This is a genomic window from Gelidimonas diazotrophica, from assembly GCF_055694025.1.
The window spans coordinates 3,041,870-3,054,631 of record NZ_CM146349.1; the positions used below are offsets into that span (position 1 = coordinate 3,041,870).

Below are 12,762 nucleotides of genomic sequence, written 5' to 3' on the forward strand. Positions count from 1 at the left end.
CCCTTATTATATGGGAACTCCTCACCCTCAACCGATTCCCCAGGCTGCTTCATGTCCTTACATACAACTTCACATACCCCATCCGATCTGCGCTTTGCCCAGCTAACCGAATGGCTGGCTACGCTGGCCGCCACGCCGACTCTGCCGCAAACGCTGCGCCCCGCCTCCAGCGATGCCAGTTTCCGGCGTTATTTCCGGGTCGATACGGCCGCTGGCGGCACTGCCATCGTGATGGATGCACCGCCGCCGCAAGAAGATGTGCGGCCTTTCATCCATGTGGCCGACGTATTTGCGCAAACCGGCGTGACGGTGCCGCAGGTGTTGGCAGCCGACACCGAACGCGGCTTTTTGCTGCTGTCGGACCTAGGCGCGACCACTTATTTGCAACAGCTCAATAGCGACACCGCCCATGCGCTGTATCAGGACGCGACCGATGCGCTGATCCAGTTGCAAAGCCAAAGCCAGCCAGGCTTGCTGCCGGAATACGACCGAGCGCTGCTGCTGCGCGAACTGATGCTGTTTCCCGAGTGGTATCTGGGACGGCACCTGAACGCCACCCTGACCGAAGCCCAACAAGCCGATCTGAACCAGGTATTCGAGGCGCTGCTAGCCAACAATCTGGCGCAGCCGCAAGTGTTCGTGCATCGCGATTACCACTCGCGCAACCTGATGGTTTTGCCGCAGGGAAACCCCGGCATTCTCGACTTTCAAGATGCGGTGTACGGCCCGCTGACCTACGATCTGGTATCGCTGCTGCGTGACGCTTATATCGAATGGGATGAAGAACTGGTGCTGGACTGGGCGATTCGCTACTGGGAAAAAGCCCGGCGCGCCAGCTTGCCGGTCAATCCGGACATCGACCTCTTTTATCGCGATTTCGAATTCATGGGCTTGCAGCGCCACCTGAAGGTGCTCGGCATTTTCGCCCGTCTGAATTATCGCGACGGCAAGGATGCTTATCTGAAGGATATTCCGCTGGTGCTGGAATACGTATTCAAGACTGCGCGTCGCTACCGCGAACTGGCGCCGCTGGTGCGCTTGCTCAATGTGCTGGAAGAGCAAAAGCCGCAGATTGGATATACTTTTTAGTATGCATGGAGTATAGACAAAAACAAGGCATTTACCGCATAGTTTTAATGCGATAAAAATAATACTCCATCACTAATAATTAATGAAACCATTATGAAAGCAATGATTTTTGCCGCCGGGCGCGGCGAGCGCATGCGCCCTCTGACCGATACCTGCCCCAAGCCGCTGCTGAAAGTGCGCGGTCGCCCGTTGATTGTCTGGCACATCCAGAATCTGGTGCGCGCTGGCATTACCGAAATCGTCATCAACCATGCGCACCTGGGCCGGATGATCGAAGAAACGCTGGGCGATGGCGCAAAATTCGGCGCCAGCATTGTCTATTCGGCCGAAGGCACCGCTCTGGAAACCGCCGGCGGCGTGGCCCGCGCCCGAGATTTGCTGGGCGATGCGCCGTTCGTGGCACTTGCCGCCGACATCTTTTGTCCCCATTTCGATTTTACGCAAGTCAAAGACACGCTGGCAGAAGCCGACATGTGGGGCCGGCCTTATCCAGCCGACCGGCGCGACGTGGCCTGGCTGTATCTGGTCAAGAATCCGGCGCACCATCCGCAAGGCGACTTCGCACTGAACCTGTATTCGGTCGTCAACGAAGGTGCGCCGCGCTACACCTTCTCCGGCATCGGCGTCTACCGGCCCGAAATGTTCGATGCGATCGAGGCTGGCGCTTCTGCCAAGCTGGCGCCTCTGCTGCGCGAATATGCGGCGCGCGGCCAAGTCGGCGGCGAGGTATACCGTGGCGACTGGACCGACGTCGGCAGCGCCGAGCGACTGGAGCAATTGAATGCGCCGCTGGCTTGAACGACGCACAGCCGTAGGATGGGTGAAACCCATCGCACAGGGAACTTACAAGATGGGTTGCACCCATCCTACATGGCTCCGCATAAATGCGAGTATATTTTAGAGCCGCAATGAACATATGCGGCCAGTGCCATTAAAACGGTGATACACCCTATTTTTACGAAAATCATTCGTGTCACGAAGCTTTTCGTGTCTTTCGTGGACAATGGGTATCAGATGATAACTAGAGAGAAAATCCCATGAAATCATATACAAACCGGCGCGCCAGCCTGATCGCCCAGATGCTGACCAAAGGCGGCGGCGTCGCCATCATCCCGACCGCGCCGGAAGTGATGCGCAACCGCGACGCCGATTATCCGTACCGGCACGACAGCTACTTCTATTACCTGAGCGGCTTTACCGAGCCGGAAGCGGTGATCGTGCTGGTCGCGATCCAGGGCAAGCAGCCGCAAACCATCCTGTTTTGCCGTGAAAAAAACCTGGAACGCGAAATCTGGGACGGCTACCGCTTTGGGCCGGAAGCTGCGCGCACTGCGTTCGACTTCGACGCTGCGCATCCGATTGCTGCACTCGACGCCGAAATGAGTACGCTGCTGGCCGATGCGCCGGCGCTGTTTTATGCGCTCGGCAGCGATGTCAAGTTGGATGCACAAGTGCAAGGCTGGCTGGCTGGCGTACGCGCGCAGTCGCGCGCCGGCGTAACCGCGCCCACCAGCGCCCATGATGTGCGCAGCTTGCTGGATGAAATGCGCATGTTCAAGGATGCCGGCGAGGTCGGTTTGATGCGCCGCGCCGCAGAAATCTCATCGGAAGCGCACCGCCGCGCGATGCAGATCTCCCGCCCCAGCTTGCGCGAATACCACTTGGAAGCCGAACTGCTGCATGAATTTCGCCGCCAGGGTTCGCAAGCGCCAGCCTACGGCTCGATTGTGGCGACCGGCGCCAACGCTTGCGTGCTGCATTACCGCGCCAGCGACGCCACACTGAAAGACGGCGACCTGGTATTGATCGATGCCGGCTGCGAACTCGATAGTTACGCCTCCGACATCACCCGCACCTTCCCGGTCAACGGGATTTTTTCCGGCCCGCAAAAAGCCTTGTACGAAATCGTGCTGGCATCGCAAACCGCCGCCATTGCCGAAACCCGCCCGGGGCGGCGCTTCATGGACGGCCACGACGCCGCCGTGCGCGTGCTGGCGCAAGGCATGCTCGACACCGGCTTGCTGGACGCCAATAAGGTCGGCACGCTTGACGACGTCATCGCCAACGGTGACTACCGGCAGTTTTACATGCACCGCACCGGCCACTGGCTGGGCATGGACGTGCATGACGTGGGCGAATACCGCGCCAAAGCGGAAGCCACCGCCGCAGACCAGGAAAAACCATGGCGCATCCTGCAGCCCGGCATGGTGACTACGGTCGAACCCGGCATCTATGTGCGACCGGCCGATGGCGTGCCGCCGGAATTCTGGAATATCGGTATCCGCATCGAGGACGATGCGCTGGTGACTGCGACCGGTTGCGACATCCTCAGCAAGGACGCGCCGAAGACGGTGGCCGAGATCGAAGCCGTGATGCGGCAACAGTGATGCCAACCGATTTCGAGATTGCCATTTGCGGCGCCGGGCCGGTTGGACTGACGCTGGCGCTGCATCTGGTCAAACACGGGGTGGCAGCGGCGCGCATCGTCTTGATCGATGCCAAGACGGTTGAACAGACCGTACACGATCCGCGCTCCATCGCGCTGTCTTACGGTAGCCGGCAAATTTTGGAACGGGCCGATGCCTGGCCGATTGCCGCTACCGCAATCGAACAAATCCACGTCTCGCGCCGCGGTCATTTCGGCCGCGCCCTGATCGATTGCGCCGAATACCGCTTGCCGGCGCTCGGCTACGTCACGCGCTACGGCGCGATTGTGGCGGCGCTGCATGCCAGCGCCGCGCAAGCCGGCATCCGGATGCTGCGGCCGGCGCATTTGCGCGCACTGTCCGAGCAGGATGACGGCGTGACGCTGCAACTGGAAGACGCCGACGGTCAGCGTTCGATCCGCGCCCAACTGGTGGCGCAGGCCGAGGGCGGCGTGTTTTCCGAGCAAACGGTGAAATCGCTGCATCACGACTACGACCAAGTCGGGCTGATTGCCCATATCACATGCAGCGCGCCGATTGCGCAACGGGCGTTCGAACGCTTCACTGCAGAAGGCCCGCTGGCGCTGTTGCCGCAAGACGACGGTTATGCGCTGGTCTGGTGCTGCCGTCCTGCCAGCGCCGAACAGCTGCTGCAACTGGACGACAATGCATTTCTGGCTGCTCTGCAACAGGCGTTCGGCAACCGTCTGGGCGCGTTTCGCAGCAGCAGCGCGCGACTTTCGTATCCGCTGGGATTGAATGCACAACCGGCCATAACCGCACGTACCGTCACCATCGGCAATGCCGCCCAAACTCTACATCCGGTGGCTGGACAGGGGCTTAACCTCGGTTTGCGCGACGCCGCTGTGCTGGCGCGGCTGTTGGCCAAACGGCCGCTGCCAACTGGCCTGGCCGAGTTTCAGACAGAGCGCCAAACCGACCGCAGCACGACCATTCGCCTGACCGATACGCTGGCGCGCATCTTCGCCAGCAGCGCCGATGGCACGCCGGCGCAGGCGCTGCTCGGACTTTCGCTCGGCCTGGTCGATGCCGGCAAACCGGTCAAACGCCTGCTGGCGCAACAGATGCTGTTTGGCCGGCGTTAGGGGTTGTCTGATTTGGCTCGGACATTGCATGAATATCGCCAGATTGAGAGAACTATTGTAGGAGCGCACCCGGGCGCGAAGCAGTCGCCAGACTGCAGCCGTCTGTCGCGCCCGGGTGCGCTCCTACAAAAACCATCAGCTATAAAAAAAAAGCCGCATCGGGGTGCAATACCCGATGTGGCTTTTTCAAACTTGCCGCCAACGCCGCTATTGACGGCGCAGAAATGGCTTACTTGCCAACTTACTCGATGGCTTTGGTCATATCCTCGATGACCTTTTTGGCGTCGCCAAACACCATCATGGTCTTGTCCATGTAAAACAATTCATTGTCCAGCCCGGCATAGCCGGAGGCCATCGAACGCTTGTTGACGATCACGGTTTTGGCTTTATAGACTTCCAGAATCGGCATGCCGGCAATCGACGATTTCGGATCTTTCGCGGCCGGATTGACCACATCGTTAGCGCCCAGAACAAGCACTACATCGGTCTGACTGAATTCACCGTTGATATCGTCCATCTCGAACACCTGGTCGTACGGCACTTCGGCTTCGGCCAGCAACACGTTCATGTGGCCCGGCATGCGGCCGGCCACCGGATGGATCGCGAACTTCACGGTGACGCCCTTTTCCGTCAGCTTTTCGGCCAGTTCCATCAGCGCATGCTGGGCTCGCGCCACTGCCAGGCCGTAGCCCGGCACGATGACGACGGTTTCGGCATTGCCCATCAGGAAAGCGGCATCGTCGGCCGAGCCGGATTTGACCGGACGCTGCTGCGCGCCACCAGTGGCTGCGACCGCAACAGCGCCACCGAAACCACCCAGAAGCACGTTGAAGAAAGAACGGTTCATCGCCTTGCACATGATGTAGGACAGGATCGCACCGGAAGAACCCACCAGCGAGCCGGCAATGATCAGCATCGAATTGTTCAGCGAGAAGCCGATACCCGCAGCCGCCCAGCCGGAATAGCTGTTGAGCATCGACACCACCACCGGCATGTCGGCGCCGCCGATCGGGATGATGATCAGCACACCGAGCGCGAACGCGATCGCCGTCATCAGGATGAACGGCAGCCAGGCCGGCACAGTGCCCGGAGCGAAGCAGAAAATCAATCCCAATCCGAGCATCGCAATGGCGAGTATCAGGTTCAGGAAATGCTGGCCCTTGAAGCTGACCGGCGCGCCCTGAAACAGGCGGAACTTGTATTTCCCCGACAATTTACCGAAAGCGATGATCGAACCGGAGAAGGTGATGGCGCCGACGAAGGTGCCGATGAACAGTTCCAGACGGTTACCGAACGGGATCGCAATCGCATGCCCGGCAACGATACTGAAAGCCCACGGTTCCGACACTGCGGCCACCGCGATACAGACTGCCGCCAAACCGATCAGCGAGTGCATCGCAGCGACTAATTCCGGCATCCGGGTCATTTCGACCCGCTTGGCCAGGATGGCGCCGATGCTGCCGCCGACCACCACGCCGAGGATGACCAGGCCGTAGCCCATGCCGGCACCGGAGGCTTCGGATTTGAGCTTGACGATCAGCGCAATCGTGGTCACCACCGCAATCGCCATGCCGATCATGCCGAACGCATTGCCGCGACGGGCCGACGATGGATGCGACAAGCCTTTGAGTGCCTGAATAAAGCAAACCGATGCAATCAGATACAGCATCGTGACGAGATTCATGCTCATTATTTGGCCTCCGCTGTGCTGTCCTGGCGTGCTTTAGGCTCTTTTTTCTTGAACATTTCCAGCATGCGCTGGGTCACCAGAAAGCCGCCGAATACGTTGACCGCAGCCAATGCAACGGCCAGCGTACCCATGACCTGGCCGACGACGCCTTCGGTCAGGCCGGCAGCCAGCATCGCGCCCACGATGATGATGGCGGAAATGGCGTTGGTGACGGCCATCAGCGGCGTATGCAGCGCCGGCGTGACGGTCCAGACTACGTGATAACCGACGTAAATCGCCAGTACAAAGATGATGAGATTGGTTACGGTGTGACTAATTTCCATGATGTCTCCTTATTATTTTTTAATGATCTCGCCGCCGGCGCACAGCAGTGTCGCGGCGACAATTTCGTCTTCGCGGTTGAGCGTCAGATTGGCGTCTGTGTCGATGATCAGCTTGAGAAAATCGAGCACATTGCGCGCATACAGCGCCGAAGCATCGGCCGGGACCTGGGTCGCCAGATTGGAGTCGCCGATGATGTGGACGCCGTATTGATTGATGATTTTTCCGGATACCGAAAGCGGGCAATTGCCGCCCTGCTCGGCCGCCATATCGACAATCACCGAACCCGGCTTCATTGCCTTGACGGTTTCTTCGGAGATCAAGATCGGCGCACGGCGACCCGGAATCAGCGCGGTGGTGATGATGATGTCGGCTTGCTTGGCACGTTCATGCACCAGCTCGGCCTGACGCCGCATCCAGTCGGCCGGCATCGAACGGGCATAACCGCCGACGCCTTGGGCGATTTCGCGTTCTTCATCGGTGATGAATGGCACGTCGATGAACTTGGCGCCGAGCGACTCTACCTGCTCTTTGACTGGCGGGCGCACGTCGGACGCTTCGATCATCGCGCCGAGGCGTTTGGCGGTGGCAATCGCCTGCAAACCGGCCACGCCGACGCCCATGATCAGCACGCGGGCAGCTTTCACGGTGCCGGCGGCGGTCATCAGCATCGGCATGAAGCGGCCGTAGGTGTTGGCGGCCAGCAACACGGCTTTGTAGCCGGCGATATTGGCTTGCGACGACAGCACATCCATCGATTGCGCGCGCGTGATGCGCGGCGCGGCTTCCAGTGCGAATGCAGTCAACCCGTGGGCGGCCATCGCAGCGATATTGTCGGCGTCGAAGGGGTTCAACATGCCGACCACGACGGTGCCGGATGCGATCAGCGGGCGTTCTTCTGCCGAGGGTGCGCGCACCTTCAGCACTAGGGCGCAGCCGAAGGCATCAGCTGCGGTGCCGATTTCAGCGCCGGCAGCCTGATAGGCTGCGTCTATGATGCTGGCAGTAATGCCGGCACCGGATTGCACAATGACCTGGTGCTTTGCGGCCACCAGTTTTTTGACCGTTTCCGGCGTTGCAGCAACGCGAGTCTCTCCCGAGCGCGTTTCGGCGGGGATGCCGATTTTCATGTTTCCTCCGTGGGTTTTGTATTCTTGCGGAAATCTTACACGAGAATAATAGAACATCTCGTCGAATTCTATTTGTTGCAAGGCAATACTACTTGTTAAAACTGACGCGATAGTCAGTAATGCAATCCAGTATCCAATCCCACCAGCACAGCAAGCGTGGCGCACACGGTAAAATGCCGCCACACTCAAGGAAAATTATGACTGACATCTGGAAACCCTCGGTCACGGTCGCAGCTGTGATCGAACGGCAGGGCCGCTTTTTGCTGGTGGAAGAAGAAACCAGCGACGGCATACGTTTCAACCAGCCGGCCGGCCATCTGGACCCGCTCGAATCGCTCGAACAAGCGGTGGTGCGCGAGACGCTGGAAGAAACCGCGCACGATTTCACGCCCACGGCGCTGATCGGCATGTACATGTCGCGCTATGTATCGGCGCGCACCAATCGCGACATAACGTATCTGCGCTTCACGTTTACCGGCGCGGTCGGCAAACAACACGATCAAGCGCTCGATACCGGCATTTTGCGGGCGCTCTGGATGACATACGAAGAAATCGTCGCCTGCCAAGCCACCCACCGCAGCCCGCTGGTGCTGCGGTGCGTGGACGATTATCTGGCCGGCATTCGGGCTCCGCTGTCGCTGTTGCACACCCACGCCTCGATTTTCGAGGTGCCGCATGGCTAAGAAAAAAGTGGTGATTGGTTTGTCCGGCGGCGTCGATTCCTCGGTTTCCGCCTGGCTGCTAAAAGAGCAAGGTTATGAAGTCATCGGTCTGTTCATGAAGAACTGGGAAGACGATGACGATTCCGAATATTGCTCAACCCGCGAAGACTGGATCGATGCGGTCAGCGTGGCCGACGTCATTGGCATCGATATCGAGGCCGTCAACTTCGCCGCCGAATACAAGGACCGGGTGTTTGCCGACTTCTTGCGCGAATATCAGGCCGGCCGCACGCCCAATCCGGACGTGCTGTGCAACGCCGAAATCAAGTTCAAAGCCTTCCTCGACCATGCGATGAAGCTGGGCGCAGATTATATTGCCACCGGTCACTATGCCCGCGTGCGTGAACTGAATGGCAGTTTTCAATTGCTGAAAGCGTTCGACGCCAGCAAGGATCAAAGCTATTTCCTGCATCGTCTGAATCAGGCGCAACTGGCCAATACGTTATTTCCGCTCGGTGAAATCCACAAGACCGAGGTGCGCAAAATCGCCGAGCAGATCGGCTTGCCGAACGCGAAAAAGAAGGATTCGACCGGTATCTGCTTCATCGGTGAACGCCCGTTCCGTGAATTTTTGAATCGATATTTATCGTATCAACACGGCCCGATGAAAACCCCGGACGGTGAAGTAGTGGGCCAGCACGTTGGCTTGAGCTTTTACACACTGGGCCAGCGCAAGGGCATCGGCATCGGCGGCATCAAGTCACACCAAAATGCCGATGGCAGCAGCGATGCCTGGTATGTGGCACGCAAAGATATCGCCAATAACACCTTGTATGTGGTGCAGGGGCACGATCATCCGTGGCTGCTGTCGTCCTCGCTATCAGCCGATCAGGCCAGCTGGATTGCCGGCAACGCACCGAAACCGGGGCAGTATTGTGCCAAGACGCGCTACCGACAAGCGGATACTGGCTGCGTTCTTGGGAGTATCGGTACCGATGCGTTTTCGCTGCAATTCGATCAGGCGCAATGGGCGGTCACGCCAGGGCAATCTGCGGTCTTGTACGATGGCGACATCTGTCTGGGCGGCGGCATCATCGACTCCTCGATTCAGGGCGATCAATCCACCTAAAATTTAAAACAGCAAAACATGCCGCGCAATCTGCTGCCCATAATAGCTACTCTAAATTTTAGGTGGAGTATAGTGAAAAACACTACTGTTACCGCATCATTACATTGCGCATAATAAAAATACAGGCATTGGTATATTGAAACACCGCCGTTTAGTCTAACCCAGCCTAACCCGCCGCCGTATTCAGAAACACGCCATCGGCGGGCATGATTCCATGTCCGCCGCATCCCTCCCCTGACGTCATTCCCCACCTAAAGCGCACTTATTGTGGTTGCGCAGATCACGCCTGTCCCGCGCACAAAAATCCGGAAAAGCGCTTGCCAACCTTCTTTAAATGAATAATAATTCATATGTAAATGCGAATTGTTCTCATTTAATAAAGGCAAGGTTATGACCCGTGCAGTGCAAAACCAGAAGAATTCCGGACTCGAAAAAATGCGCAGTGCAGATGCAGGGTGTACGCCGATTGTGCGCATCAAGAGCCAGGACTTGTTCCAGCAAGCGCGCGAAGTCGAAATCGAGCATGAAGGCCGCATTTATCGCTTGCGCCTGACGCAATTGAACAAGCTGATTCTGAACGCCTGAACGCAGCACAGGCATGACCAAAGCAACACCACGCCAGCCAGCCGACCGCAACCCGGTAGCCAGCCAAACCAACCGAAGCAAGGAGAATTTGATGGCAACCGACACACTGAATTCCGCGCTATACGAACCGAACGCTGCGCCCGCACAACCGGAGTTGCTGGTCGCGGCGACGCTGCACTTGATGTCGCACTACACCGCAGGCGGCGGTTGCGTCAAACTGGCCGCCGTCATAGAACGGCACCTGAAAGCGCTGGCCGCATTGCCTGAGCTGGCCCCAATCTTGCGCGCCACTTGCCTGCAATTGTCCGAACAATGGGAAACCGTGGTCGAGCGCACGCTGCCGCGGCCGGATAAATTCAAACGGCTCGGCAAATTGTTGCTGGGAGCGCGTTTCACATGAATTTCCATGAACCTGAAAACAGCCGGCCGGTGCTATCCAGCGCGCTGAAAATGCAAAAGGTGCATCAATGATTGTCTGTCTCTGCAACAACGTTTCCGACCGCAAAATTCGTCAAGCGGTCAATTCCGGCCTGACCTCGATGTCCGCGTTGCGCAAGGAACTCGACGTCGCGACCTGCTGCGGCAAATGCCATGGCTGCGCCAAAGAAATCCTGCGCGAATGTCTGAGCGCCCCGGCCCACCAGCCGCAAGCGTTAGTCTTTCAAGCGCTTGCGCTGGCTGCATAAGGACATCGGATGCACGCAATGGCAACAACAGCAATACGTCAGCAGGCCCGGCGTATCGGACCGCTCGGCCTGATCATTTTGCTGCATATCGGTTTCTTTTACGCGCTGCAAAGCGGCTTGCTGAAACAGGCGATGCAAGCGCTGCCGACAACGGAAGTGTTCGCCTCCTTCATCACGCCCGACCAGCCGCCCGCACCAACTCCGCCGAAACCACCGGCAGCGCTGCCGAAAACCGTACCCATCGTGAAAAAATCAGTCGCGCCGCGGCCGGCACCCATCGTCAAAACCACGCCGTCGCCGCAAGCGATCACTGCCGCACCGCAAATACCCGGCCCGCCGGCATCTGAGGAAGTCGCGACGCCAATGATCCCGGCGCCGCCCTCTGCACCAGCCGCGCCGGCGCCACCGAAAACCATTTCATCCGGGGTCGAATACCTGCAGCCGCCGCAGCCGCAATATCCGCCAATCTCGCGCCGGATGGGCGAGGAAGGCCGGGTCATCCTGCGCGTGCTGATCAATGACAAAGGGCATCCGGAACGGGTGGAAGTGCAAAAATCTTCCGGCATCCCGCGGCTGGATGAGGCCGGCAGACAAGCGGTGCTGGGCGCGTTGTTCCGGCCGCATATCGATGACGGTCAGGCCGTCGCCGTGTACGCAATCGTGCCGATCAAATTTCAATTGAATAATTAAATAATTGAATAACTAAACAATCAACGCTTACCAAAAGGAAACACTATGCAAGCCAGCCCCTACGGATTGGAAAGTCTCTGGACCCAGGGCGATATCGTCACCAAAGGCGTCGCCTTTCTGCTGCTCGCAATGTCAATCGCATCCTGGTACGTCATCGTCACCAAAGCATGGCAACTATGGCGCTTCCGCCACGCGGCGCAAGCTGCCGGACACGCATTCTGGGACACCACCACTTTGCCCGAAGGCGTCGCCATGCTCGGCAGCGCCAATCCTTACGCCGACATCGCGCAGAGTGGCGTCGAAGCGATGCGGCATCACAATGCACACAAGGGCCATCTGCACGATCAGTTGTCAATGAGCGACTGGGTCACGCTCTCCTTGCGGCAAGCCATCGACGAGGCATCCGGCAAATTGCAAGCCGGCATGGCGGTCATGGCTTCGGTCGGCTCGACTGCGCCGTTCGTCGGCCTGTTCGGCACGGTATGGGGTATTTATCACGCGCTGGTCGCCATCGGCACCTCGGGGCAATCCAGCATCGACAAGGTGGCCGGCCCGGTGGGCGAGGCGCTGATCATGACCGCGCTCGGGCTGGCGGTGGCGATCCCGGCCACCTTCGGCTATAACGCGCTGGTGCGCGGCAACAAGGCCACCATCGCCAAATTGAACAAGTTCGGCTTTGATCTGCACGCATTATTCGTCACCGGTGCGCGCTCCGGCAGCCCGGCCAACGACGCCGACAATGGCATCAAACTGAACCTGCTCAAGGAGGCATGATGGCGATCGGCTCCCTGTCGGACGCGGACGACGACTTCAATCCGGAAATCAACACCACGCCGCTGGTGGACGTGATGCTGGTGCTGCTGATCATCTTCATCATCACGATTCCGGTGATGAACCACAGCGTCAAGATCGATCTGCCGCGCGCCACCAACCAGCCCGATCTGGTCAAACCGGAGAACATCAATCTGGCGATCGATGCTGCGGGCACGGTGCATTGGAATAACGAAATCGTGAATCCCGGTCAGTTGCACATTCGCATTGCCGCGGCAGCGCAAAAAACGCCGCAGCCCGAGTTGCATCTGCGCGCCGAACGCACCACGCAGTACGAAAAAATAGCGCAAGTGATGGCGGCGGCGCAATCCGGCGGCTTGAGCAAAATCGGCTTCATCACGAAACCGCAAGCCAAATAATCCACAGCAATATTCAGTGCAACGGTCGCACTGAAGCGACGTAAATGTAGTCTTGATT

At 58.6% G+C, this 12,762-nt stretch carries 15 protein-coding genes; 12 read left to right on the top strand and 3 right to left on the bottom strand.

Annotation, left to right across the window (positions count from 1 at the left end; translation table 11 throughout):
- Window positions 1–51: 51 nt before the first annotated feature.
- The 4 genes from KGFNPO_RS14150 (at window position 52) to KGFNPO_RS14165 (ending at window position 4,621) form a co-directional block, all read left to right on the top strand.
- Window positions 52–1,089, top strand: coding sequence for an aminoglycoside phosphotransferase family protein (locus KGFNPO_RS14150; protein WP_472631875.1), 1,038 nt, complete (start codon window positions 52–54; stop codon window positions 1,087–1,089).
- Between the two features lie 93 nt (window positions 1,090–1,182).
- Window positions 1,183–1,887 (top strand): N-acetylmuramate alpha-1-phosphate uridylyltransferase MurU, encoded by a 705-nt coding sequence (gene murU / locus KGFNPO_RS14155; RefSeq protein WP_472631876.1) that lies wholly within the window; start codon window positions 1,183–1,185, stop codon window positions 1,885–1,887.
- 239 nt (window positions 1,888–2,126) lie between these two features.
- Window positions 2,127–3,476 (top strand): aminopeptidase P N-terminal domain-containing protein, encoded by a 1,350-nt coding sequence (locus tag KGFNPO_RS14160; protein ID WP_472631877.1) that lies wholly within the window; start codon window positions 2,127–2,129, stop codon window positions 3,474–3,476.
- Window positions 3,476–4,621 (top strand): FAD-dependent monooxygenase, encoded by a 1,146-nt coding sequence (locus tag KGFNPO_RS14165; protein WP_472631878.1) that lies wholly within the window; start codon window positions 3,476–3,478, stop codon window positions 4,619–4,621. Before KGFNPO_RS14160 ends, KGFNPO_RS14165 begins: the two co-directional genes overlap by 1 nt.
- A gap of 241 nt (window positions 4,622–4,862) precedes the next feature.
- On the opposite strand, the gene KGFNPO_RS14170 is transcribed toward KGFNPO_RS14165, so the two are convergent.
- Genes KGFNPO_RS14170 through KGFNPO_RS14180 form a run of 3 tightly spaced genes read right to left on the bottom strand, consistent with a single transcriptional unit; the run spans window position 4,863 to window position 7,762 of the window.
- Window positions 4,863–6,311: an NAD(P)(+) transhydrogenase (Re/Si-specific) subunit beta gene (locus KGFNPO_RS14170; RefSeq protein ID WP_472631879.1), complete on the bottom strand. Its 1,449-nt coding sequence runs from the start codon at window positions 6,309–6,311 to the stop codon at window positions 4,863–4,865.
- On the bottom strand, window positions 6,311–6,634 hold the full coding sequence (locus tag KGFNPO_RS14175) for an NAD(P) transhydrogenase subunit alpha part 2 (protein WP_472631880.1): 324 nt from the start codon (window positions 6,632–6,634) through the stop codon (window positions 6,311–6,313). The genes KGFNPO_RS14170 and KGFNPO_RS14175 overlap by 1 nt, the downstream gene beginning before the upstream one ends.
- A 12-nt stretch (window positions 6,635–6,646) precedes the next feature.
- A complete protein-coding gene (locus tag KGFNPO_RS14180) occupies window positions 6,647–7,762 on the bottom strand; it encodes a Re/Si-specific NAD(P)(+) transhydrogenase subunit alpha (protein ID WP_472631881.1) in 1,116 nt (371 codons plus the stop codon).
- A 197-nt stretch (window positions 7,763–7,959) separates the two neighbouring features.
- Here KGFNPO_RS14180 and KGFNPO_RS14185 point away from each other — a divergent pair, with 197 nt between their 5' ends.
- From KGFNPO_RS14185 to KGFNPO_RS14220, 8 genes are all read left to right on the top strand, one after another.
- Window positions 7,960–8,445, top strand: coding sequence for an NUDIX hydrolase (locus KGFNPO_RS14185; RefSeq protein ID WP_472631882.1), 486 nt, complete (start codon window positions 7,960–7,962; stop codon window positions 8,443–8,445).
- On the top strand, window positions 8,438–9,553 hold the full coding sequence (gene mnmA / locus KGFNPO_RS14190; protein ID WP_472631883.1) for a tRNA 2-thiouridine(34) synthase MnmA: 1,116 nt from the start codon (window positions 8,438–8,440) through the stop codon (window positions 9,551–9,553). The genes KGFNPO_RS14185 and mnmA overlap by 8 nt, the downstream gene beginning before the upstream one ends.
- A gap of 435 nt (window positions 9,554–9,988) precedes the next feature.
- Window positions 9,989–10,138, top strand: coding sequence for a hemin uptake protein HemP (gene hemP / locus KGFNPO_RS14195; protein WP_472634492.1), 150 nt, complete (start codon window positions 9,989–9,991; stop codon window positions 10,136–10,138).
- Window positions 10,139–10,229: 91 nt separating this feature from the next.
- Window positions 10,230–10,538 carry a hypothetical protein gene (locus KGFNPO_RS14200; protein WP_472634493.1) on the top strand — a complete coding sequence of 103 codons (309 nt, stop codon included), beginning with the start codon at window positions 10,230–10,232 and terminating at the stop codon, window positions 10,536–10,538.
- Window positions 10,539–10,605: 67 nt separating this feature from the next.
- Window positions 10,606–10,824, top strand: a complete 219-nt coding sequence (locus KGFNPO_RS14205) for a (2Fe-2S)-binding protein (RefSeq protein ID WP_472631884.1) — start codon at window positions 10,606–10,608, stop codon at window positions 10,822–10,824.
- A gap of 18 nt (window positions 10,825–10,842) precedes the next feature.
- Window positions 10,843–11,514: an energy transducer TonB gene (locus tag KGFNPO_RS14210; RefSeq protein WP_472631885.1), complete on the top strand. Its 672-nt coding sequence runs from the start codon at window positions 10,843–10,845 to the stop codon at window positions 11,512–11,514.
- 45 nt (window positions 11,515–11,559) lie between these two features.
- Window positions 11,560–12,288, top strand: a complete 729-nt coding sequence (locus KGFNPO_RS14215; protein WP_472631886.1) for a MotA/TolQ/ExbB proton channel family protein — start codon at window positions 11,560–11,562, stop codon at window positions 12,286–12,288.
- Entirely contained in the window at window positions 12,288–12,704 is a 417-nt protein-coding gene (locus KGFNPO_RS14220; RefSeq protein ID WP_472631887.1) for an ExbD/TolR family protein, read from the top strand. The genes KGFNPO_RS14215 and KGFNPO_RS14220 overlap by 1 nt, the downstream gene beginning before the upstream one ends.
- Window positions 12,705–12,762 lie beyond the last annotated feature (58 nt).

Excerpts from the sequence above, each read along its gene's own strand:
- KGFNPO_RS14185 (WP_472631882.1), top strand. The coding sequence starts at position 7,960 with ATGACTGACATCTGGAAACCCTCGGTCACGGTCGCAGCTGTGATCGAA.
- hemP (WP_472634492.1), top strand. The coding sequence starts at position 9,989 with ATGCGCAGTGCAGATGCAGGGTGTACGCCGATTGTGCGCATCAAGAGC.
- KGFNPO_RS14215 (WP_472631886.1), top strand. The coding sequence starts at position 11,560 with ATGCAAGCCAGCCCCTACGGATTGGAAAGTCTCTGGACCCAGGGCGAT.
- KGFNPO_RS14180 (WP_472631881.1), bottom strand. The coding sequence starts at position 7,762 with ATGAAAATCGGCATCCCCGCCGAAACGCGCTCGGGAGAGACTCGCGTT.
- KGFNPO_RS14210 (WP_472631885.1), top strand. The coding sequence starts at position 10,843 with ATGGCAACAACAGCAATACGTCAGCAGGCCCGGCGTATCGGACCGCTC.
- KGFNPO_RS14205 (WP_472631884.1), top strand. The coding sequence starts at position 10,606 with ATGATTGTCTGTCTCTGCAACAACGTTTCCGACCGCAAAATTCGTCAA.
- KGFNPO_RS14150 (WP_472631875.1), top strand. The coding sequence starts at position 52 with ATGTCCTTACATACAACTTCACATACCCCATCCGATCTGCGCTTTGCC.
- KGFNPO_RS14220 (WP_472631887.1), top strand. The coding sequence starts at position 12,288 with ATGGCGATCGGCTCCCTGTCGGACGCGGACGACGACTTCAATCCGGAA.
- KGFNPO_RS14170 (WP_472631879.1), bottom strand. The coding sequence starts at position 6,311 with ATGAGCATGAATCTCGTCACGATGCTGTATCTGATTGCATCGGTTTGC.
- KGFNPO_RS14200 (WP_472634493.1), top strand. The coding sequence starts at position 10,230 with ATGGCAACCGACACACTGAATTCCGCGCTATACGAACCGAACGCTGCG.
- KGFNPO_RS14165 (WP_472631878.1), top strand. The coding sequence starts at position 3,476 with ATGCCAACCGATTTCGAGATTGCCATTTGCGGCGCCGGGCCGGTTGGA.
- mnmA (WP_472631883.1), top strand. The coding sequence starts at position 8,438 with ATGGCTAAGAAAAAAGTGGTGATTGGTTTGTCCGGCGGCGTCGATTCC.
- KGFNPO_RS14175 (WP_472631880.1), bottom strand. The coding sequence starts at position 6,634 with ATGGAAATTAGTCACACCGTAACCAATCTCATCATCTTTGTACTGGCG.
- murU (WP_472631876.1), top strand. The coding sequence starts at position 1,183 with ATGAAAGCAATGATTTTTGCCGCCGGGCGCGGCGAGCGCATGCGCCCT.
- KGFNPO_RS14160 (WP_472631877.1), top strand. The coding sequence starts at position 2,127 with ATGAAATCATATACAAACCGGCGCGCCAGCCTGATCGCCCAGATGCTG.